This is a genomic window from Streptomyces rubradiris (assembly GCF_016860525.1).
In the GTDB taxonomy this organism is placed as follows: Bacteria; Actinomycetota; Actinomycetes; order Streptomycetales; family Streptomycetaceae; genus Streptomyces; species Streptomyces rubradiris.
Map to the genome: position 1 here is coordinate 5,617,264 of NZ_BNEA01000015.1, position 19,328 is coordinate 5,636,591.

18 protein-coding genes and 1 tRNA gene are annotated in these 19,328 nt (G+C 71.1%); 13 read left to right on the plus strand and 6 right to left on the minus strand.

The window, feature by feature from the left end; genetic code table 11:
- Positions 1-340 precede the first annotated feature (340 nt).
- The 6 genes from Srubr_RS38210 (at position 341) to Srubr_RS38235 (ending at position 4,821) form a co-directional block, all read left to right on the plus strand.
- Positions 341-775: a DUF3052 domain-containing protein gene (locus Srubr_RS38210; protein ID WP_189996776.1), complete on the plus strand. Its 435-nt coding sequence runs from the start codon at positions 341-343 to the stop codon at positions 773-775.
- 152 nt (positions 776-927) lie between these two features.
- Positions 928-1,386 carry a peroxiredoxin gene (locus Srubr_RS38215; RefSeq protein WP_181794128.1) on the plus strand — a complete coding sequence of 153 codons (459 nt, stop codon included), beginning with the start codon at positions 928-930 and terminating at the stop codon, positions 1,384-1,386.
- Positions 1,387-1,522: 136 nt separating this feature from the next.
- Positions 1,523-2,098 carry a TerD family protein gene (locus tag Srubr_RS38220; RefSeq protein WP_189996775.1) on the plus strand — a complete coding sequence of 192 codons (576 nt, stop codon included), beginning with the start codon at positions 1,523-1,525 and terminating at the stop codon, positions 2,096-2,098.
- A gap of 103 nt (positions 2,099-2,201) precedes the next feature.
- Positions 2,202-2,780, plus strand: a complete 579-nt coding sequence (locus Srubr_RS38225) for a TerD family protein (protein ID WP_189996774.1) — start codon at positions 2,202-2,204, stop codon at positions 2,778-2,780.
- A gap of 75 nt (positions 2,781-2,855) precedes the next feature.
- Positions 2,856-3,995 (plus strand): DUF475 domain-containing protein, encoded by a 1,140-nt coding sequence (locus tag Srubr_RS38230; protein WP_189996773.1) that lies wholly within the window; start codon positions 2,856-2,858, stop codon positions 3,993-3,995.
- 88 nt (positions 3,996-4,083) lie between these two features.
- The gene (locus Srubr_RS38235) at positions 4,084-4,821 is read left to right on the plus strand and encodes a TerD family protein (RefSeq protein WP_189996772.1); all 738 of its coding nucleotides are present in this window, start codon (positions 4,084-4,086) and stop codon (positions 4,819-4,821) included.
- A 109-nt stretch (positions 4,822-4,930) separates the two neighbouring features.
- On the opposite strand, the gene Srubr_RS38240 is transcribed toward Srubr_RS38235, so the two are convergent.
- Positions 4,931-5,629 (minus strand): TerD family protein, encoded by a 699-nt coding sequence (locus Srubr_RS38240; protein WP_189996771.1) that lies wholly within the window; start codon positions 5,627-5,629, stop codon positions 4,931-4,933.
- A gap of 174 nt (positions 5,630-5,803) precedes the next feature.
- Between Srubr_RS38240 and Srubr_RS38245 the strand changes: the two genes are divergently transcribed.
- The 3 genes from Srubr_RS38245 to Srubr_RS38255 are packed head-to-tail and all read left to right on the plus strand — an operon-like array spanning position 5,804 to position 10,266.
- A complete protein-coding gene (locus Srubr_RS38245) occupies positions 5,804-6,970 on the plus strand; it encodes an HpcH/HpaI aldolase/citrate lyase family protein (protein ID WP_189996770.1) in 1,167 nt (388 codons plus the stop codon).
- 27 nt (positions 6,971-6,997) lie between these two features.
- Entirely contained in the window at positions 6,998-9,451 is a 2,454-nt protein-coding gene (locus Srubr_RS38250) for a phosphoribosyltransferase (RefSeq protein ID WP_189996769.1), read from the plus strand.
- Positions 9,451-10,266, plus strand: a complete 816-nt coding sequence (locus tag Srubr_RS38255; RefSeq protein WP_189996768.1) for an HAD family hydrolase — start codon at positions 9,451-9,453, stop codon at positions 10,264-10,266. The genes Srubr_RS38250 and Srubr_RS38255 overlap by 1 nt, the downstream gene beginning before the upstream one ends.
- 77 nt (positions 10,267-10,343) lie before the next feature.
- On the opposite strand, the gene Srubr_RS38260 is transcribed toward Srubr_RS38255, so the two are convergent.
- On the minus strand, positions 10,344-10,559 hold the full coding sequence (locus Srubr_RS38260; RefSeq protein ID WP_189996767.1) for an FmdB family zinc ribbon protein: 216 nt from the start codon (positions 10,557-10,559) through the stop codon (positions 10,344-10,346).
- 210 nt (positions 10,560-10,769) lie between these two features.
- On the opposite strand from Srubr_RS38260, the gene Srubr_RS38265 reads away from it, so the two are divergent.
- The 3 genes from Srubr_RS38265 to Srubr_RS38275 all read left to right on the plus strand — a co-directional run bounded on the left by Srubr_RS38265 (position 10,770) and on the right by Srubr_RS38275 (position 15,594).
- Complete coding sequence (locus Srubr_RS38265) at positions 10,770-12,953, plus strand: transglycosylase domain-containing protein (protein ID WP_373313566.1); 2,184 nt, start codon at positions 10,770-10,772, stop codon at positions 12,951-12,953.
- A gap of 45 nt (positions 12,954-12,998) precedes the next feature.
- Positions 12,999-14,303, plus strand: coding sequence for a polysaccharide deacetylase family protein (locus Srubr_RS38270; RefSeq protein ID WP_189996766.1), 1,305 nt, complete (start codon positions 12,999-13,001; stop codon positions 14,301-14,303).
- 187 nt (positions 14,304-14,490) lie between these two features.
- Complete coding sequence (locus tag Srubr_RS38275; protein ID WP_229926758.1) at positions 14,491-15,594, plus strand: amidase domain-containing protein; 1,104 nt, start codon at positions 14,491-14,493, stop codon at positions 15,592-15,594.
- Here the strand turns inward: Srubr_RS38275 and Srubr_RS38280 are convergent.
- Positions 15,582-16,154: a DUF4383 domain-containing protein gene (locus tag Srubr_RS38280; protein WP_189996764.1), complete on the minus strand. Its 573-nt coding sequence runs from the start codon at positions 16,152-16,154 to the stop codon at positions 15,582-15,584. The two genes, Srubr_RS38275 and Srubr_RS38280, sit on opposite strands and share 13 nt — an antisense overlap.
- Positions 16,155-16,273: 119 nt before the next feature.
- Positions 16,274-17,668 (minus strand): ATP-binding protein, encoded by a 1,395-nt coding sequence (locus Srubr_RS38285; RefSeq protein WP_189996763.1) that lies wholly within the window; start codon positions 17,666-17,668, stop codon positions 16,274-16,276.
- 153 nt (positions 17,669-17,821) lie between these two features.
- On the opposite strand from Srubr_RS38285, the gene Srubr_RS38290 reads away from it, so the two are divergent.
- Positions 17,822-17,893, plus strand: a tRNA-Val gene (locus tag Srubr_RS38290).
- Between the two features lie 45 nt (positions 17,894-17,938).
- On the opposite strand, the gene Srubr_RS38295 is transcribed toward Srubr_RS38290, so the two are convergent.
- Both Srubr_RS38295 and Srubr_RS38300 read right to left on the minus strand, forming a co-directional pair.
- A complete protein-coding gene (locus Srubr_RS38295; RefSeq protein WP_189996762.1) occupies positions 17,939-18,277 on the minus strand; it encodes a hypothetical protein in 339 nt (112 codons plus the stop codon).
- A 133-nt stretch (positions 18,278-18,410) separates the two neighbouring features.
- A complete protein-coding gene (locus Srubr_RS38300; RefSeq protein ID WP_189996761.1) occupies positions 18,411-19,310 on the minus strand; it encodes a ketopantoate reductase family protein in 900 nt (299 codons plus the stop codon).
- Between the last annotated feature and the right edge of the window lie 18 nt (positions 19,311-19,328).

The following is a 19,328-nucleotide window of genomic DNA, read 5'->3' on the forward strand; positions in this document are numbered from 1 at the left end:
GGGAACGCGTACGTCATCTCCACGGTCGTCTCCGCCGGCGCACCACCGGTCAAAACGCAACGATACGCCCGGGGTGTGACGTGCTTGGCAAAATTGTTCGAGTGGCGTAACCCAGGATGATTCCGAAGGGTGCAAACCGGGCACATCGGCGTGATGTGGGGGAGGGAAAAGCGCGATACGGTGCCAGGAGTTACGGCGACACGGCCGGGAGCGTCACCGTTTCGACGGTCCCGACGGCCGGGTACTTGCGCGATCCGCCCCGCCCGTGTGGACTACGGCCAATGCTTCGCGCACGCGCGTGGCTGAGATACTCAACAAAGACATGATCAGGAGGCAACCCGTGAGCGCGACCGCGGACCACGCGGAGGAGCGGACGAACCCTGCCGCCAGGCTGGGGTTCCAGCCCGGGCAGGTGGTCCAGGAGATCGGCTACGACGACGACGTCGATCAGGAGCTCCGCGAGGCCATCGAGGAGGTCACCGGGACTGACCTCGTGGACGAGGACTACGACGACGTGGCCGACGCCGTTGTGCTGTGGTTCCGTGACGACGACGGCGACCTGACGGATGCGCTGGTGGATGCCACCACGTACATCGAAGAGGGCGGCGCCATCCTGCTCTTCACGCCGAAGACCGGCCGTGACGGGTATGTGGAACCGAGCGACATCCAGGACGCCGCCACGACGGCCGGTCTGACGGCCTCGAAGAGCGTCAGCGTCGGCAAGGACTGGAGCGGCTCGCGCCTGGCGACGCCCAAGGCCAAGTCCAAGCGGTGACCGTCTGAGCCGATGGCCGGCCGGGCCGGGCCCCTTTCGGCCCGGCCCGGCCGCCGTGAACCCCTCGGCGACCGCTGCGTAGGGTGGACCCGAGCGCCGTGTGCGCTCATGCGTCACTTCCACCCGAACAGCCCCCGAAGGGATGCACGACGATGGCGATCCAGGTCGGCGACAAGGCACCCGACTTCGAGCTCAAGGACAACCACGGCCGCAGCGTGAAGCTCTCGGACTTCCGCGGCGAGAAGAACGTGGTCCTGCTCTTCTACCCCTTCGCCTTCACCGGCGTGTGCACCGGCGAGCTGTGCGAGCTGCGTGACAACCTGCCGAAGTTCACGGACCGGGACACCCAGCTGCTCGCCGTCTCCAACGACTCCATCCACACCCTGCGCGTCTTCGCCGAGCAGGAGGGCCTCGAGTACCCGCTGCTGAGCGACTTCTGGCCGCACGGCAACGTCTCGCGCGCCTACGGCGTCTTCGACGAGGACAAGGGCTGTGCCGTCCGGGGCACCTTCATCATCGACAAGGAGGGCGTCGTGCGGTGGACCGTGGTCAACGGCCTGCCGGACGCCCGCGACCTCGGCGACTACGTGAAGGCGCTCGACACTCTGTGAGCCACGCGGGCCGACACCTGGGTTTCCTCGGCCCAAGCTGAGCGGCAGGCGGGAACCCGTCACTAGGATCGGCACGTTGATCCCATATCCGAAGCACGACGGGGCTCCCCGCCCCTGAACACCACATGGAGGACCCGTGGGAGTCAGCCTCAGCAAGGGCGGCAACGTATCGCTGACGAAGGAGGCCCCGGGCCTGACCGCGGTCATCGTCGGTCTGGGGTGGGACGTGCGGACCACGACCGGTACCGACTTCGACCTCGACGCGAGCGCGCTGCTGCTGAACAACTCCGGCAAGGTCATCAGCGACCAGCACTTCGTCTTCTTCAACAACCTCAAGAGCCCCGACGGCTCGGTGGAGCACACCGGCGACAACCTCACCGGTGAGGGCGAGGGCGACGACGAGCAGATCAAGGTGAACCTGGCCGGCGTCCCGGCCGACGTCGACAAGATCGTGTTCCCGGTGTCGATCTACGACGCCGAGAACCGCCAGCAGTCCTTCGGCCAGGTCCGCAACGCCTTCATCCGCGTCGTCAACCAGGCCGGCGGCGCGGAGATCGCCCGCTACGACCTGAGCGAGGACGCCTCCACCGAGACCGCCATGGTCTTCGGCGAGCTGTACCGCCACGGCACGGAGTGGAAGTTCCGCGCCATCGGCCAGGGCTACGCCTCCGGGCTGCGCGGCATCGCGCAGGACTTCGGAGTCAACGTCTGATCCCGGCAGCGTAACGACATCCTCGGTGTCCGGCGCCGCACCGTTTACGGGCGGCGCCGGACGCACAGGAGAACCAGGGAAGCACCACCAGGGGAGGACCAGCATGGGCGTCACGCTCGCCAAGGGAGGCAAGGTCTCCCTCTCCAAGGCCGCACCGAACCTCACCAACGTCATGATCGGGCTCGGCTGGGACGCGCGCTCCACCACCGGTGCCCCCTTCGACCTGGACGCCAGCGCGCTGCTGTGCGGCGCGGGCAACCGGGTGCTGGGCGACGAGTGGTTCGTGTTCTACAACCAGCTCAAGAGCCCCGACGGCTCGGTGGAGCACACCGGCGACAACCTCACCGGTGAGGGCGACGGCGACGACGAGTCGATCCTGGTGGACCTCGCCAAGGTCCCGCTCCACTGCGAGAAGATCATCTTCCCGGTCTCCATCCACATGGCGGACGAGCGCGGCCAGACCTTCGGCCAGGTCTCCAACGCCTTCATCCGCGTGGTCAACCAGGCCGACGGCCAGGAACTGGCCCGCTACGACCTCAGCGAGGACGCCTCCACCGAGACCGCGATGATCTTCGGGGAGCTGTACCGGTACCAGGGCGAATGGAAGTTCCGAGCGGTCGGCCAGGGGTACGCGTCGGGGCTCCGGGGCATCGCTCTAGACTTCGGAGTCAACGTTTCGTAAAGCCGCGTACGGCGCGGGGGAGAACTCTCCTCGGAATTCGTCCGGGAGGGGCCTCGACAGATGATGGGGTAGCCAGTGCTTCTCAAAACCTTCGGATGGTCCTTCGCGATCACCGCGCTCGGTCTGGTCGCGGGGGCGTTCTACGGGGGGTGGACCGGCTTCGGGGTCGTGGCGATCCTGGCCATCCTGGAGATCTCGTTGTCCTTCGACAACGCGGTGGTCAACGCCGGAATCCTGAAGAAGATGAGCCCCTTCTGGCAGAAGATCTTCCTCACCATCGGCGTGCTCATCGCCGTGTTCGGCATGCGGCTGGTCTTCCCCGTCGTCATCGTCGCCATCAGCGCCAAGATGGGCCCGATCGAGGCCGTCGACCTCGCGATCAACAACAAGGAACGCTACGAGCAGCTGGTGACCGACGCCCACCCGGCGATCGCCGCGTTCGGTGGCATGTTCCTGCTGATGATCTTCCTCGACTTCATCTTCGAGGACCGGGACATCCAGTGGCTGCGCTGGATCGAGCGGCCCCTGGCCAAGCTCGGCCGGGTCGACATGCTGTCGGTCTGCATCGCCCTGATCGTCCTGCTGGTCGCCGCCTTCACCGTCGCCACCCACGCCCACCAGCACGGCGGCGTGCACGCCGACAAGGCCCAGACGGTGCTGATCTCCGGCATCGCCGGCCTGATCACCTACATGATCGTCGGCGGTCTCTCCGGCTACTTCGAGGACAAGCTGGAGGAAGAGGAGGAGCGCGAGCACGAGCAGGAGGAAGCGGCGGCCCGCAGCGGCAAGAAGAAGCCCGCGATCGTGCTGGCCGGCCAGGCCGCGTTCTTCATGTTCCTCTACCTGGAAGTCCTGGACGCGTCCTTCTCCTTCGACGGCGTGATCGGCGCCTTCGCCGTCACCAACGACATCGTCCTGATGGCCCTGGGCCTCGGCATCGGCGCCATGTACGTGCGTTCGCTGACCGTCTACCTGGTCCGCCAGGGCACCCTGGACGACTACGTCTACCTGGAGCACGGCGCCCACTACGCCATCGGCGCCCTCGCCGTGGTCCTGCTGATCACCATCCAGTACGAGATCCACGAGGTCATCACCGGCTCCATCGGCGTGATCCTGATCCTGGCGTCCTTCCTCTCCTCGGTCCGCCGCAACCGCGCCCTGGCCGCCGCGGGCGAGGGCGGCGGCGCGAAGACCGAGGTCTCCTCCGGGGTGTGACACCCCCGCCGGTGAGGAACGCTTCGAACGGGGCGGCCGACGCGGTCGGCCGCCCCGTCGGTGTCACAACGGGTACCTGGGGGCGGGAATGGGTTTCTTCGACGGGCTGCTCGGCGGGCGCGCCGCGGCCTTCGACTCGGGCAACGCGGCCACCAACGCGATCGAGCTGACCAGGCGGCACCCGACGGTGTCCCTGACCAAGCAGGGCGCGGCCACCGGCAACCTGCGCGTCAACCTCACCTGGCGGATGCGGACCTCCGACTTCGGTCCGGGCCCCCGCACCAGCCTGCTGCGCCACCCCTTCAAGGCGCTGAAGCCGCCGGAGATCCTCGGCCACGGCCAGAGCATGGTCAACGTCGACCTCGACCTGGGCTGCCTGTACGAGCTCACCGACGGCACCAAGGGCGTCGTCCAGCCCCTCGGCGGCTACCTCGGCGACGTCAACGCACCGCCGTACATCAAGCTCAGCGGCGACGACCGGTTCGGCTCCGGTTCCGGCGAGACGATGTACGTCAACCTCGACCACCGCGAGGACATCAGGCGGCTGCTGGTCTTCGTCTACATCTACGACCAGACGCCCGCCTTCGACCGTACCCAGGCCGTCGTCACCCTCTACCCGAGCAACGGCCCCCGCATCGAGATCGGCCTGGACGAACGCCATCCCCAGGCCCGCTCCTGCGCCGTCGTCCTCCTGGAGAACGTCAAGGACGAACTGATCGTCCGCCGCGAGGTCAAGTTCGTCTACGGCTTCCAGGGCGAACTGGACCGCCTCTACGGCTGGGGCCTCCAGTGGGGCAGGGGCTACAAGGCGAAGGCGGACAGATGAACGCTCCGCACTGGGGCGCCCCGAAAGGGGCGCGGGGAACTGCGCGGGAACCACGCCCGGCCCGCAGTCGCCGTACGACCGAAGCCCCCCCCCGAGCTGGTAGGCGAACCTACCGCCCGATGAACTGAGGCCCTTGCGGCGGCATCCGGAAGTACCCGTCCCCCGCCGAAGCCGCCGGCACCGGCACCGGCTGCGGATACCCGTACGCCGGCACCTCCGGAGGCAACGGCAGGGCGGACGTCGGCGGCTCCTCCGCCGCCGCCTCGGACTCGTCCACCGAGATGCCGAAGTCCGTCGCGAGCCCCTCCAGCCCGTTGGAGTAGCCCTCGCCCAGCGCGCGGAACTTCCAGCCCTCCCCGCGCCGGTACAGCTCACCGCAGATCAGCGCCGTCTCGGCCCCGGTCTCCGGCTTGATGTCGAACCGGGCCAGCGGCTCGGCGTCGGCGGCCCCCGCGTCGTACAGCAGGATGCACAGCGCCGGCACCTGGTCGAAGGCGACCCCGTCGGCGGAGGCGACCAGCAGGATTCGCGAGACGCCGGGCTCGACCCCGGTCAGCTCTGACTGGATCGTGTCGGTCAGCCCCTCGGCGACCCGCTTCTTGCCCAGCCGCCACACCGTCCCGGAGGGGTGCCGGGGCTGGTTGTAGAAGACGAAGTCCTCGTCGGAGCGCACACGGCCGTCGGGTCCGAGCAGCAGCGCCGACACGTCCACGTCCGGGACGCCCTGCCCGGGTGTCCAGCGCAGCACGGCGCGTACCGTGGTGGCCTCCAGCGGGACGTTCGACCCCTTCAGCATGGCGTGCGTCATGCGGTCATCCTGCCCTCTCGGTCCTGGTCACGACAATGTGGGGGCGTGGCGCCAACAGGGGCGAGTTACCGGAAATTCATGTCCACGGGGAACCTCCGCCATGGGTCCCTACGTACTATTACCGGCCACCCTTTACCGAACCCAGAGGCGTGGCCGGAGTTCAAAGGGAGCCCTATGCGTCATTTCGGGCACATCGCCCCCGAGGTGCGGCAGCGCCTCTTCCACCAGGAGCCGTGCGCGTTCACCGCCGACTCCCCGGCCAGGCTGCTCTCCGCGGCCCTGGGCGCCACGCTGTACAGCCCGGCGACCCGGCCCAGACTCGCGGACGACATCGTCAAGCAGGCGGGCAACGGCGTGGTCTCGATGGTGCTGTGCCTGGAGGACTCGATCGGCGACGCGGACGTGGCGGCGGGCGAGGAGAACCTCGTCCGGCAGTTCGCCGACCTCGCCGCCCGGCCCGGGGCGGAGCCGCCGCTGCTGTTCATCCGGGTGCGCGCCCCCGAGCAGATACCGGACCTGGTCCGCCGCCTCGGCTCTGCCGGGCGCCTGCTGTCCGGGTTCGTGCTGCCCAAGTTCACCGAGGAACGCGGCATCCCCTTCCTGGAGGCCCTGACGGCGGCCGAGAGCGCCGGCGGCCGGCGGCTGTTCGCCATGCCGGTCCTGGAGTCGCCCGAGCTGCTGTACCGCGAGTCGCGCGTGGAGACGCTGGAGGGCATCTTCCGCGCGGTCGACAAGTACCGCGACCGGGTGCTGGCCCTGCGCCTCGGCGTCACCGACTTCTGCTCCTCCTACGGCCTGCGCCGGGCCCCCGACATGACCGCCTACGACGTCCAGGTGGTCGCCTCCGTGATCGCCGACGTCGTGAACATGCTCGGCCGGGCCGACGGCACCGGCTTCACCGTCACCGGACCGGTCTGGGAGTACTTCCGCGCCTCCGAGCGCATGTTCAAGCCGCAGCTGCGGCAGAGCCCCTTCCTCCAGGTGCAGGCCGCCGAGCTGCGCGAGCGGCTGATCGCCCACGCCATGGACGGGCTGCTCCGGGAGATCTCCCTGGACCAGGCCAACGGTCTGCTCGGCAAGACCTGCATCCACCCCTCCCACGTCCTGCCCGTGCACGCGCTCTCCGTGGTCAGTCACGAGGAGTTCAGTGACGCCCAGGACATCCTGCGGCCGGAACGCGGCGGCGGGGGTGTACTGCGGTCGGCCTACACGAACAAGATGAACGAGGTGAAGCCGCACCGCGCCTGGGCCGAGCGGACCCTGCTGCGCGCCGAGGCGTTCGGTGTCGCCCACGAGGACGTCGGCTTCGTGGAACTGCTCGCCGCCGGCATACCCGGCTGAACCTTTCGCCACCTCAGCAAGGAACGCATGAAGAACGCAGTGAACGACGGGGTCTGGTCCGGCAGCTGGGTCGCCGAGCGACTCGGGGTCGGGCTCGTGGGCGACGACGGGCTGCCGGCCCTGCTCGGGCTCGCGCTGCGCCGCAACCCCAAGCGCGCCCACCTGCTCGTCTCCCAGGTCCTCGGCAAGCACGTCCCGCAGTCGCCGTCCGTGGTCTACGACCATGGCCTGCGGCTGGGCCGCCGGGTCGCCGCGCTGCTCGGCGCCGAGGCGTCGGACGCGCTCGTCCTCGGGTACGCCGAGACCGCGACCGGGCTGGGGCACTCGGTGGCGGACGGGCTCGGTTCCGTGCCGTATCTGCACTCCACGCGGCGGCCGGTGCGCGGGGTCGCCGCCGCGGGCGGGTTCGAGGAGTCGCACTCCCACGCCACGTCGCATCTGCTGCTGCCCGAGGATCCGGGGCTGCTCGCCGGGCGGGGGCCGCTGGTGCTGGTGGACGACGAGTTCTCCACCGGCAACACGGTCTTGAACACCATCCGTGACCTGCACGCGCGATATCCCCGGCGGCGGTACGTGGTGGTCGCGCTGGTGGACATGCGGTCGCCGGAGGACACGGCCCGGCTGGAACGGTTCGCCGGGGACATTGGGGCACGGGTGGACGTGGTAGCCCTCGCGTCCGGGGTCGTGGAGCTGCCGGAGGGGGTGCTGGAGAAGGGGCAGCGGCTGGTCGCGGAATGTGAGGCGGCCGGGTGCGGGTCCGTTGTGGCCGGTCGCGCCCCTACCGGGGCGCACCGGGTCAGGCGAGTCGACCTGCACTGGCCTCCCGGCCTCCCCGACGGCGCCCGGCACGGGTTCACCCCCGCCCACCGCGCCCGGCTCGAAGCCGCGCTCCCCGCCATGGCCGAGCGCGTGCGCGCGGCCCTGCCGGCCGGTGCGCGCCGGGTGCTGGTGCTCGGGTTCGAGGAGCTGATGTACGCCCCGCTGCGGCTCGCGCGGGAGCTGGAGCGCGCCACGGACGCGGAGGTGCGGTTCTCCACCACCACCCGCTCGCCCGTGCTCGCCGTCGACGACCCGGGCTACGCGATCCGTACCCGCCTGGTCTTCCCCGCCCACGACGACCCGGCGGACGGACCCGGCGAGCGCTACGCCTACAACGTGGCCGGCGCCGGTTTCGACGCCGTCGTGGCCGTGGTCGACTCCGTCGCCGACACCCCCGCCCTGCACGCGCGGGACGGCCTGCCGGCCCGGCTCGCCGAGCAGGTCCCGCACGTTCTGCTCGCGGTCGTACCGTCGTACGTCCCGCACGTTCCCGGAAGGCCGGCCATGCTGCCCGAGCCCCTGCGCGGTCCCGCGTTCTCCTCGTACGCGCCGGAGGAGGTCGGCTGGCTGCTCCAGGACCTGTCCGACGTGCCCCTGGAGGCGCCGACCGAGGAGCGGGAGGAGGCCGTCCAGAGCGGCGGCGCGCACTACGCGGAGTCGTTGCCGGTGGAGTACCAGCCCAGCGAGCGCTACCAGGCGCTGTTCCACGCGGCCCTCAAGGCGTCGGCGGCCCGGCTGGCGCGGGCGGTGGGCGTGGTCACCGAGACGGTGATCGCCGAGCGCTCGCCGCGCCCGGTGCTGGTCTCCCTGGCCCGCGCCGGCACCCCGGTGGGCATCCTGATGCGCCGCTGGGCGCGGTTCCGGCACGGGCTGGACCTGCCGCACTACGCCGTGTCGATCGTGCGCGGCCGGGGCATCGACACCAACGCGCTGCGCTGGCTCGCCGCCCACCACGACCCCCGGGACGTCGTCTTCGTGGACGGCTGGACCGGCAAGGGCGCCATCACCCGGGAGCTCGCCCAGGCGCTTGAGGAGTTCGGGGAGCGGGAGGGCGTCACCGGGTTCGACCCGGAGATCGCCGTCCTCGCCGACCCCGGCTCCTGCGTGCGCACGTACGGCACCCGGGACGACTTCCTCATCCCCTCCGCCTGCCTCAACTCCACCGTGTCCGGGCTGGTCTCGCGCACGGTGCTGCGGGCGGACCTGGTCGGCCCGGACGACTACCACGGGGCGAAGTTCTACCGCGAACTGGCCGGAGCCGACGTCTCCGTGGCCTTCCTCGACGCCGTCTCCGCCCGCTTCGAGGAGGTCGCCGACTCCGTGACCGGCGCGGTCAAGGAACTGCTCGCCACCGACCGCACCCCGACCTGGGCGGGCTGGCGGGCGGTCGAGCGGATCTGCGAGGAGTACGGCATCCACGACGTGAACCTCGTCAAGCCGGGCGTCGGTGAGACCACCCGGGTGCTGCTGCGCCGGGTGCCGTGGAAGATCCTGGCGCGCGCGGGCGCGGGCCCCGAACTGGACCACGTACGCCTGCTCGCCGAACAGCGGGGCGTGCCGGTGGAGGAGGTCGGCGAGCTGCCCTACAGCTGCGTCGGGCTGATCCACCCCAAGTACACACGCGGTGCCACGGGCGCCGACGGGAAGGCGGTGCACGTCTGATGCCGGTGCTGGTGGCGAGCGACCTCGACCGCACGCTGATCTACTCCTCGGCGGCCCTCGCGCTGACCATGCCGGACGCCCGGGCGCCCCGGCTGCTGTGCGTGGAGGTGCACGAGGCCAGGCCGCTGTCCTACCTGACGGAGACGGCGGCCGGGCTGCTGACGGAGCTCGGCGACGCTGCCGTGTTCGTGCCGACGACGACCCGGACCCGCAAGCAGTACCAGCGCATCAACCTGCCGGGCCCCCCGCCCCGTTACGCGATCTGCGCCAACGGGGGCCACCTGCTGGTCGACGGGGTCGCCGACGCCGGCTGGCACGCGCGCGTGCTGGCACGGCTCGCCGACGAGTGCGCGCCGCTGGCGGAGGTCCGCGAGCATCTGCTGCGCGCCGCCGACCCGGTGTGGGTGCGCAAGCACCGGGTCGCCGAGGACCTGTTCGCCTACCTGGTGGTGGAGCGCGAACTGCTGCCCGAGGACTGGGTGAAGGAGCTGGCGGTGTGGGCGGAGAACCGCGGCTGGACCGTCTCGCTCCAGGGCCGCAAGATCTACGCCGTGCCCAAGCCGCTCACCAAGAGCGCGGCCGTCCGCGAGGTCGCCCGCCGCACCGGCGCGGAACTGACCCTGGCCGCCGGCGACTCCCTGCTGGACGCCGACCTCCTCCTGGCAGCCGACCGGGGCTGGCGCCCGGGCCACGGAGAACTGGCGGACACCGACTGGACGGCCCCTCGGATCACCGCACTACCGGAACGGGGGGTACTGGCGGGGGAGCGCATCCTCAGGGAGTTCTTGAAAGCGAGCAGCGCGACGACTCCCTAGGGGCGCGGGGAACTGCGCGAAGTACCACAACGGCGCCGCACCCGCCCGACGGCGAAGCGCGGCACCCCGGTTGGCGACTATCCGCAGCACCCTCCACCGCAGCATCCGCCACCCCCGGCCCGGGGCGCGGGCGCCGGCCCACCGGAGACGCCGCCCACGGCAACCGTGGACAAAAGCTTCACCGTGTCGTCATGCCCGGCAGGGCACGTCGCGGGGGCGGCGGACTCCGCCATGGGACGGTTGAGTTCGAACGTGTCGCCGCAGCTCCGGCAGCGGTACTCGTAGCGAGGCATGGGGCCAGGTTAGCCGTCAGGGGGGCGCCGGGGGCAGCTCAATGTTTCATGAGTGTTGCCATCCGTGCGGCATATGTGCAGGGCATTCGAAAACGTTACTGATAATTTGTGAACGCCGTGGCGAGGATGCTCAGCTCACCCGCGCGAGCGAGACCGAGTGCGGAGGGAGACGCAGGCGTGACCGATGCGTCGCAGGGGGAGGACGGCCCCATGGGGGGTGGCCGTGGCGGGAACCCGCGGGGGGCCGACGAGACCCTGCATCTGAGGGTCGACGCCCTCAGGGCGGACGAGACGATGCAGCTGCGTGTGCCCGCGCCGTCCGAACGGCCCTCGCCGTCGAAGGACTCCGCCCCGACCGGCGGCCGGGCCGACCGCCGGCGCGGCGCGCGTTCCGCCGGCCGGAAGCGCTCGCGGAGCCGCCTGCTCGGCCCGCTCGCCCCGTACGCCCGCCGAATAGCCCCCTACGCGCGCCGCCTGAAGCCTGTCTATCCGCGCCCCGGCCGCACCGGCTGGCGCCGCTGGATGCCCTCCTGGCGCCAGTGGATCGGCGGTCTGCTGACCTCGTTCGGCCTGCTCGGCGCGTTCCTGGTGACCGCGTACGCGATGACGGACATACCGAGCGACATCAACTCGTACGCTACCCAGCAGGACAACGTCTACTTCTGGTCCGACGGCACGCCCATGGCCCGTACGGGCTGGGTGCAGCGGCAGGCGATGCCGCTGGAGGACATTCCGCAGGACGTGCGCTGGGCGGTGCTCGCCGCGGAGAACGAGAGTTTCTACTCGGACCCGGGCATATCCCTCAAAGGCATCAGCCGGGCGCTGTTCCGCACGGTGGGCGCGGGGGACACCGAAGGCGGGTCCACCATTACCCAGCAGTATGTGAAAAACGTTTACCTGACGCAGAACCAGACCGTCAGCCGTAAATTCACCGAGGCGATGATCGCCCTCAAGCTCGACAACAAGATGAGCAAGGACGAGATCCTGGAGGGCTATCTCAACACCAGCTGGTTCGGCCGCGGCACCTACGGCATCCAGCGCGCCGCCCAGGCCTACTACGGCAAGGACGTCGACAAACTCGACGTCTCCGAGGCGGCGATGCTCGCCTCGCTGCTCAAGGGCGCCGGCCTGTACGACCCGACGCTCGGCAAGGCCAACCACGCGCGGGCGGTGGAGCGCTGGTCCTGGATCCTGGACCGGATGGTCAAGATCGGCAAGCTGTCGAAGCAGGAGCGGGCCGCGTACACGAAGTTCCCCGAGCCGCTGAAGACCAACCCGCTGTACGACACCGGCGAGCAGAGCGACTACCTGGTGGAACTGGCGGCGCAGTACGCCAAGAAGGCCGCGCACCTGACGGACAAGCAGTTCGACCTGGGCGGCTACCAGATCTACACCACCTTCGACCGCAAGCGGGAGAAGGCCCTCACCGACGCCGTCGCCAAGGCCCGCGAGGAGGCGCGGGACGCGACTCCCGAGGCGGCGGAGGACGGCCACTACGGCGCCGCCTCGGTGGCCGCCGACGGCAGGATTCTCGCCGTCTACGGCGGCCCGGACCACCGCAAGCAGGGCTACAACGAGTCCAACGCCACCACGGTCCCGGCCGGCACCGCCTTCCTGCCGTTCGTCTACGCCGCCGGACTCGAACACGGTGTGCACAAGACGCGCAGCGGCTCCGCCACCCCCATCGGCCCGGACAGCGTCTACGACGGCGACGACGCCGTGCCCGTCACCACCCCCGAGGGGCCGTACTGGGACCGCAGCGGCAAGAAGGTCGCCGCGCACAACGACGGCGGGAAGTCGTACGGGAAGATCACCCTGCGCGAGGCGCTCGCCAAGTCGGTGAACACCCCGTTCATGCAGCTCGGCATGGACGCCGGACTGGACAAGGTGCGCGACACCGCCGTGGCCGCCGGGCTGCTGCGCTCCAGCATGGGCCCCCAGGTGCCCGCGCTGTCGCTGGGCACCTCCACGCCCAGCGCGATCCGGATGGCGAACGGCTACGCCACCTTCGCCGCCGGCGGGAACCACACCGAGCCGTACTCGGTGGTCCGGATCACCCGCAACGGCGCCCCGGTCGCGCTGAACACCCCGCGCCCGAAGCGGGCGGTCGCCGCGCGGGTGGCCGAGCAGGTCACCGAGGCGCTCACCGACTCCTTCCGCACCGCCCACCCGGACGCGGCGGCCGGCCGGTCCGGGGTGTCCGGGAAGGCCGGCGGCACCGAGAAGGACACCGCCGCCTGGTACGTCGGCACGGCCGACTCCGTGTCCACCGCGGTCGTCGTCTACCGGATCGACCTGGCCAAGTCCCTGGAGCCACTGCCGCTCCAGGGACTGGCCGGGCCCGCCCACAGCGTCCCGTACGCCCTCTGGTCGGCCGCGACGGGCCTCGGCTGAGCCGGGTCCCCCGTCCACCCTCCCCTCCCGCAGAATGAGCCGCGCATGCCCCGCAAGATGTCGTCGTCAGGCCGCCGTCGAGCCCCCCGCCGCCGCGGCGCGCCCCGTGCCACCCGTCCCCAGGTCCTGACACTGGCCGCGCTCCTCGTCGTGGCCTCCCTGGTGGCCGGGTTCCTGGCGCTGTCCGGCACGGACAGCGAGAGCACACCGGCCGCCGCGACCGGAAGCAAGAAGCCCGAACCGGTCGCGCCCCCCAAGCCCAGCCCGAGCCCGTCGTGGGACGGCAAGGTCAAGGTGCTGGGGGACGGCTCGACCTCCTACACCGGCCCGCAGAAGGGCCAGTTGAAGCCGGTCCCGCTCAAGCCCGGTGAGAAGCCGCCCCAGTTCGTGGTCTTCTCCTGGGACGGCGCGCTGGAGGGCGGCGACCACCTGTTCTCGCACTACCGGGAGCTGGCGAAGGAGTACAACGCGCACATGACCTTCTTCCTCACCGGCATCTACCTGCTGCCCAAGAGCAAGAAGGCGCAGTACCAGGGCCCCATGCACTCCCCTGGTGACGCCGCGATCGACTACGCCACCGACGACCACATCCGCACCACCGTGGAGGAGCTGTCCAGGGCGTACAAGGACGGCAACGAGATCGGCACCCACTTCAACGGCCACTTCTGCGGCGCCAAGGGCGGCGGCGACTGGAGCGTGGCGCAGTGGAAGAGCGAGATCGACCAGTTCTACAAGTTCGTCGAGCACTGGAAGACCAACACCGGCTTCACCGATCTGCCGCCGCTGCCCTTCGACTTCAAGCGGGAGGTCACCGGCGGCCGGGCACCCTGCCTGGAGGGCCAGCCGAACCTGCTGAAGGCCATCAAGGACTACGGCTGGCGCTACGACGCCAGCTCCCCGGGCGACTTCCAGATATGGCCCACGAAGAAGAACGGCATCTGGGACTTCCCGCTGCAGATGCTGCCGTACGAGGACGGCAAGTACCAGGGCCTGTCCATGGACTTCAACTTCCTCTACAACCAGTCCGACGGCGAGACCCAGGGCGACCCGGCCAAGTTCCCCGAGTGGGAGCGGCGCACCGTCGACTCCTACATGGACGGCTTCGACCGCGTCTACTACGGCAGCCGGGCGCCGCTGTTCATCGGCAACCACTTCGAGGACTGGAACGGCGGCATCTACATGAAGGCCATCGACCAGGTGGTCAAGAACGTGTGCACCAAGGAGGGCGTCAAGTGCGTCTCCTTCAAGGAGCTGGCGGACTGGCTGGACGCGCAGAAACCGCAGACCCTGGCCGCCCTGCGGGGCCTGGACCCGGCCCAGTCGCCGGACTGGTCGGCGGTCGTCAAATAGCCGGTCAGCACGGCTGGTTCCACTTGTGCGCCCCTCTTCACAACCGGTGCACCGGCCATGCGAAGATGCCCCTCTCCCGGTAGGTGTACCGGAGTAGAGGGGAACATCATTGAAATCCAGAAGACTGAGCCGTAAGCGGCGCCGTACGGCCATAGTGACCGCCGCGGCCGCCTCGGTGGTCGCCGGTGTGGCCCTGGTGCCGAACTGGAGCGCGGGCGCGGCGGTGACCGACGACCCGACGGTGGACGCGGCCACCAAGGCGACCTTCCAGCGGCTGGCCGACGCGGTCTTCACCGACCGCACGCAGGCCCTGGTGGAAGGCGCCGGGGCGAAGGAGACCCGGCACACGGCCGGTTTCGCCGGTTCCGTGAGCCTGTCCGGCGGACAGACGCGGGAGCAGGCGTCGGCGCTGAAGCAGCTGCGCGACCGCCGCGGCCGGCTCGCCCGGCTGGGGGAGACGTACCGCGCGGGCAGCACCCAGGTCCGGCTCGACGCGACGCAGGTGAAGGGCCGCAAGGCGAAGGTCGCGGTCACCGAGACCACGACGCTGACCTACGGCAAGACCGCGACGAAGAGCCCGGAGTCGACCGGCTTCCAGGCGCACCACGAGCTGACCTTCTCGGCCGACCGGCACGGGAACTGGCGGCTGACCGGCATCCGCGACACCGACGACGGCTACCTCGCCGTGAACCAGGTCGCCAAGCCGGAGACCGCCGAGCCGCAGGCCGCGGCCGAGGACGACGGTCCGCCGAGCGCGGTCCGCGCGGCCACCACCCGCACGGCCCCGGCCAACCCGAAGAACTTCTCCGCGAGCGGCTACGACTACAAGGCCATGGTCGCCTACGCGCAGAAGTACTGGAGCAGGTACAACCCGGACTACCCGAACTTCAACGGGCACGGTGCCGGCGGCGACTGCACCAACTTCGTCAGCCAGGCCCTGAAGGCGGGCGGCTGGAAGCACGTGCCCGGGTACACGTACGACTTCCACAAGTGGTTCGGCAACGCCGAGATCCAGTCGGACTCGTTCGTCGGCGTGAACGAGTGGTCCTGGTTCGCCCTGTCGTCCAAGCGGGCCACCAGCCTGGCCAACGTCTACCAGATGGACCTCGGTGACGTGCTCCAGATGGACTTCAACCGGGACGGGTCGAAGGACCACACGATGATCGTCACCTCCCGGGACCGCCGGGGCGTGCCGTACGTGACCTACCACTCGACCAACACCTACAACCGGTCGGTGGCCAGCCTGGTCGCCTCGTACCCGAACGCGGCGTTCTACGCCTACCGGACCTGATCGGGTCCCTGCCGCGGGCCCGGCCGCCGGCCGTCCTCCTCGTGCGGGGAGGGCTCGGAGTGGCGGGCCCGCCAGTACGGGTTGTCGTGCGGCAGCGCGTGCCCTACCCGGCCGTACATGCCGAAGGTCATCAGCAGCAGGCCCACGACGAAGCTGAAGTACACGTTCTGGATCTTGAACGCCAGGAAGTTGCTCGGGGTGTCCAGCAGGCCGAGGAACAGGAAGCCGTTCAGCAGGAACAGCACGCCGAGGACCATGTTCAGGGTGGAGGCGAAGTTCCCCCCGATGGCCGCGCCCACCAGCAGCAGCAGGCCGATGCAGATCGACAGCACGCTGAGCGCGCCGTTGGTGTTCAGCCCGGCGACCTGGTTGCCGCCCGTGCTGAAGAAGCCGATCTGGTCCAGCAGGCCGAGAATGCCGAAGGCGACCAGGAACGCGCCGATCAGGCCCGCCCCGGCGCGGTAGACCCGGTTGAGCCGGTGGTCCACGGGCAGGTGGTCGTCGAGCCGGATCCGCCGGCGTTCCCGGCCCTTCCTCGAATGCACCGCGTGTGTGGCCATGTCCGCCTCCTCGCGCACTAGCGGAGGCCATCCGTCCGTCCCCCCAATATCCGCCACCCCCGCCTGCCCGGCAACACGCGTCCGTCGGCGGCCCGTGCGGCCCGTGCGGCCCGCGTGGCTCAGTGGCCGGTGCCGCGGTCCTCGCGGATGAGGGCCACCGTCCGGGCCACGCTCTGCCGGACCGCCTCCGTCTCGCCGAGGAAGTGCCAGTAGTCCGGGTGGCGCCCGGCCAGGGTGCCGATCGCCCGCTCCAGCCGGGCCACCGCCTCGTCCAGGGGGCGGGCGTGCCGGGGGTCGGGGGTCGTGCGGCCCGCCATCGCCAGCCGCTGGGCGTCCCGGATCGCGAACCGGGTCCGCTCGATCTCCTCCTGCGGGTCCTTCTGCACGGCGTTCAGCCGGGCCAGCCGGTCACCGGCCGCCGACACCGCCTCGTCGGTGGCGTTCAGCAACGCCCGGACGGTCGACAGCAGCGCCGTGGCGTCCGCCCACCGCTGGTCGTCCCGCGCCGCCCGCGCCTCCGCCAGCCTCGCCTCGGCCTGCCGCACGTTGCCGGCCGCCAGCGCGGGCACCTGCTGGAGGTCCTGCCAGCAGGCGGCGGTGAACCGGCGGCGCAGCTCGCTGAGGACCGGTTCCACCTGCTCGGCCCGGGTGGTCAGCGCCTGCGCCCGGGTGCGCAGGGACACCAGCCGGTGGTCGATCTCGGCCGCCCGCTCGGGCAGCCGCTCGGCCTCGGCCCGGATCGCCCCGGCCTCCCGCTGCACCCGCTCGGCCCGCTCCAGCGTGGCGTCCACCCCGTGCTGCCCGGCGCCCTGGTTCAGCCGGGTCAGCTCCGGGGCCAGGGCGGCGAGCCGCGCGGCCAGGCCGTCGGCCCGCAGGTGCTTCGCGCGTACGGCGTCCAGGGCGTCGCTCGCGGCCAGCAGCGACTGCCGGGCCCGCTCCACGGCGGGCGCCAGCCGGGCCAGCCGGGTCTCCGCCTTGTCCAGCAGCGGCCCGAGCGAGCGGCCGAACTCCTCCAGCTCCCGCCGCACCCGCAGCAGTTCGTCCCGGGCCGCGGTCAGCTCGGTGCGCGCCCGCGCGGCCGGACCGGCCTCCAGCGCGTCGCGGTCCAGGTCGTGGGCGTCGACCGCCTCGATGTACCGCCGGCTGGCCTCGTCGACGCGGTGCCCGAGGGCCGCGAAGTCCGTGACGGCGCGGCGGGCGGCGGGGGAGGCGTCCGCCGCCGCGATGGTCTCGACCGAGATCCTGAGGTCCCGCTGGGCGGTGTCGAGTTCGTAGAAGGCCGCCGCGGCGGCGTCCTTGGCGGCCTGGGCCTCCGCGCGCTGGTTCTCGGCCCGCCCGCCGAACCAGCGCCGGGTGCCCCCGCCGGCGAACGCGGCGGCCAGCAGCGGCGCGGCCAGCAGCGGCAGGCCGAGCAGGGCGAGGGTGTCCCGGACGGCACGGCGGCCGCGCCGGGTCCGGGTGGTGGACGGCGGCGGGTACGGCGGTGTCGCTGGCGTGCCCCGTGTCGCCGTCACATGCCTCTCCCGCGTGGTGATTCGCCCTGGGTGGTGCCATTGTCCCACCCGGTGAGGACGAACACACGGGCCGGTCGGTTCGCCCGGGGGCGCGTGACGTTCCCGGCTGTTTGCGGAGCGGCCCGCCGGGCCATGTAGGCTGTCGACCTGTCCGGGTGCGTAGCTCAGGGGTAGAGCGCCTGCCTTACAAGCAGGATGTCGGCGGTTCGAAACCGTCCGCGCCCACGGATACGGCCCCTCGGAGATCTCCGGGGGGCCTTCTTCGTTCCCCTATCCTTCCGCCCGCTCCTCGTGGGCGTGCTTCAGGCAGGTCCGGGCGTCCATCCGCTCCGCCGCCGGGACCTCCGTCCAGAACCGGTGGGTGCTGACGAAGACCGCCAGCTCGTGCTCGCGCCGCCGCAGCTTCTCCACCTGGGCCTGCTCGTCCTCCGTCCAGCCGGGGGACGCGGGCCGCTCCACCTTGCGCCAGCCGTTGTCGTCGCTGAAGCCGTCCATCGGCTCGACCGACCAGGGCAGCCGCTTGAGCAGGGCCGACAGCTCGGCCCGGACCTGATGCAGCTCCTCCTGACCGGCGAGGAGGTCACTGGGGAATTCATAGGTCGTAGCCACGCGGCAATGCTACGCCTGTTCGAATTAGTGAAGCGAGACCGTACGGGCGGTACGGGTGAGGTTTCAGCCGTGCGAGTGACCGACGGTCAGTATGCCCGAGTGACCGTCGGTCGGCAGCTCGACTGACCGCTGGTCAGTATCCCGCCGCGCGCAGCTCCCGCACCAGCCGCCGCGCCACCGGCACCGGCACGCCGTGCCGCTCGGCCGCCCGCAGCAGGGCGCCGCCGATGGCGTCCAGCTCCAGCGGGCGGCCGGCCTCGGCGTCGCGCTGCATGGACGACTTGGCGGCGGGCGGGAAGGCGTCGTACCGGGCCAGGGCCCGCACCGGGTCGGTGGCGGCGCCGCAGGCCCGGCCGACCGCGGCCGTCTCGGCGACCAGCGCCTCCAGCTCCGGGCGGTGCCGGGTGCGGGCGGTGCCGAGCGGGACGCCGTACCGGGTCGTGAGCAGTGCGAACGGGGCGAGGAAGGCCATCTTGGCCCACAGCGCCGCCGACTCCTCCCCGGCCACCCGGGCGGTCGTACCGCACTCCGTGAGCAGCGCGGCCAGTGCCTCCAGCCGGGCGCGGGGCACGGCGTCCCCGGCCAGGTCCAGCTCCGTGAACGGGCTGCCGTGTTCGATCACGCCGGGCGCGACGCGGGTGGACTCCACGCGGATCACGGCCGGGGCGACCCGGTCGGGGCGGTAGCGCTCGCGCAGGAGCCCGGGGTGTTCGACGCCGTTCAGCAGTGGGACGAGCAGGGCGTCACCGAGCACGGCGGGCGGGACCCGGGTGAGGGCGGCGTCGAGCGCTGTGTGCTTGACGGTGACCAGGCAGACGTCGACCGGTGTGCGCAGTTCGGTGTCCGCGTCGACGGCGGCGGTGAAGTCGCCGAACTGCGCACTGCGGACGGTGATGCCGTCGCGGCGCAGCTTTTCGGCCGTTTCCGGCCCGGCGAGGCAGAGCACGCGATGGCCGGAACGGGACAGCAGGGCGGCGAGCAGGCCGCCGGTGCCGCCGGGGCCGAGGACGGCCACGGAGAGCGGATGCGTCATGGAGTTGTTCCCTTCGAC

Excerpts from the sequence above, each read along its gene's own strand:
- Srubr_RS38255 (WP_189996768.1), top strand. The coding sequence starts at position 9,451 with ATGCCGGTGCTGGTGGCGAGCGACCTCGACCGCACGCTGATCTACTCC.
- Srubr_RS38265 (WP_373313566.1), top strand. The coding sequence starts at position 10,770 with ATGGGGGGTGGCCGTGGCGGGAACCCGCGGGGGGCCGACGAGACCCTG.
- Srubr_RS38280 (WP_189996764.1), bottom strand. The coding sequence starts at position 16,154 with ATGGCCACACACGCGGTGCATTCGAGGAAGGGCCGGGAACGCCGGCGG.
- Srubr_RS38270 (WP_189996766.1), top strand. The coding sequence starts at position 12,999 with ATGCCCCGCAAGATGTCGTCGTCAGGCCGCCGTCGAGCCCCCCGCCGC.
- Srubr_RS38215 (WP_181794128.1), top strand. The coding sequence starts at position 928 with ATGGCGATCCAGGTCGGCGACAAGGCACCCGACTTCGAGCTCAAGGAC.
- Srubr_RS38235 (WP_189996772.1), top strand. The coding sequence starts at position 4,084 with ATGGGTTTCTTCGACGGGCTGCTCGGCGGGCGCGCCGCGGCCTTCGAC.
- Srubr_RS38245 (WP_189996770.1), top strand. The coding sequence starts at position 5,804 with ATGCGTCATTTCGGGCACATCGCCCCCGAGGTGCGGCAGCGCCTCTTC.
- Srubr_RS38240 (WP_189996771.1), bottom strand. The coding sequence starts at position 5,629 with ATGACGCACGCCATGCTGAAGGGGTCGAACGTCCCGCTGGAGGCCACC.
- Srubr_RS38260 (WP_189996767.1), bottom strand. The coding sequence starts at position 10,559 with ATGCCTCGCTACGAGTACCGCTGCCGGAGCTGCGGCGACACGTTCGAA.
- Srubr_RS38250 (WP_189996769.1), top strand. The coding sequence starts at position 6,998 with ATGAAGAACGCAGTGAACGACGGGGTCTGGTCCGGCAGCTGGGTCGCC.
- Srubr_RS38225 (WP_189996774.1), top strand. The coding sequence starts at position 2,202 with ATGGGCGTCACGCTCGCCAAGGGAGGCAAGGTCTCCCTCTCCAAGGCC.
- Srubr_RS38300 (WP_189996761.1), bottom strand. The coding sequence starts at position 19,310 with ATGACGCATCCGCTCTCCGTGGCCGTCCTCGGCCCCGGCGGCACCGGC.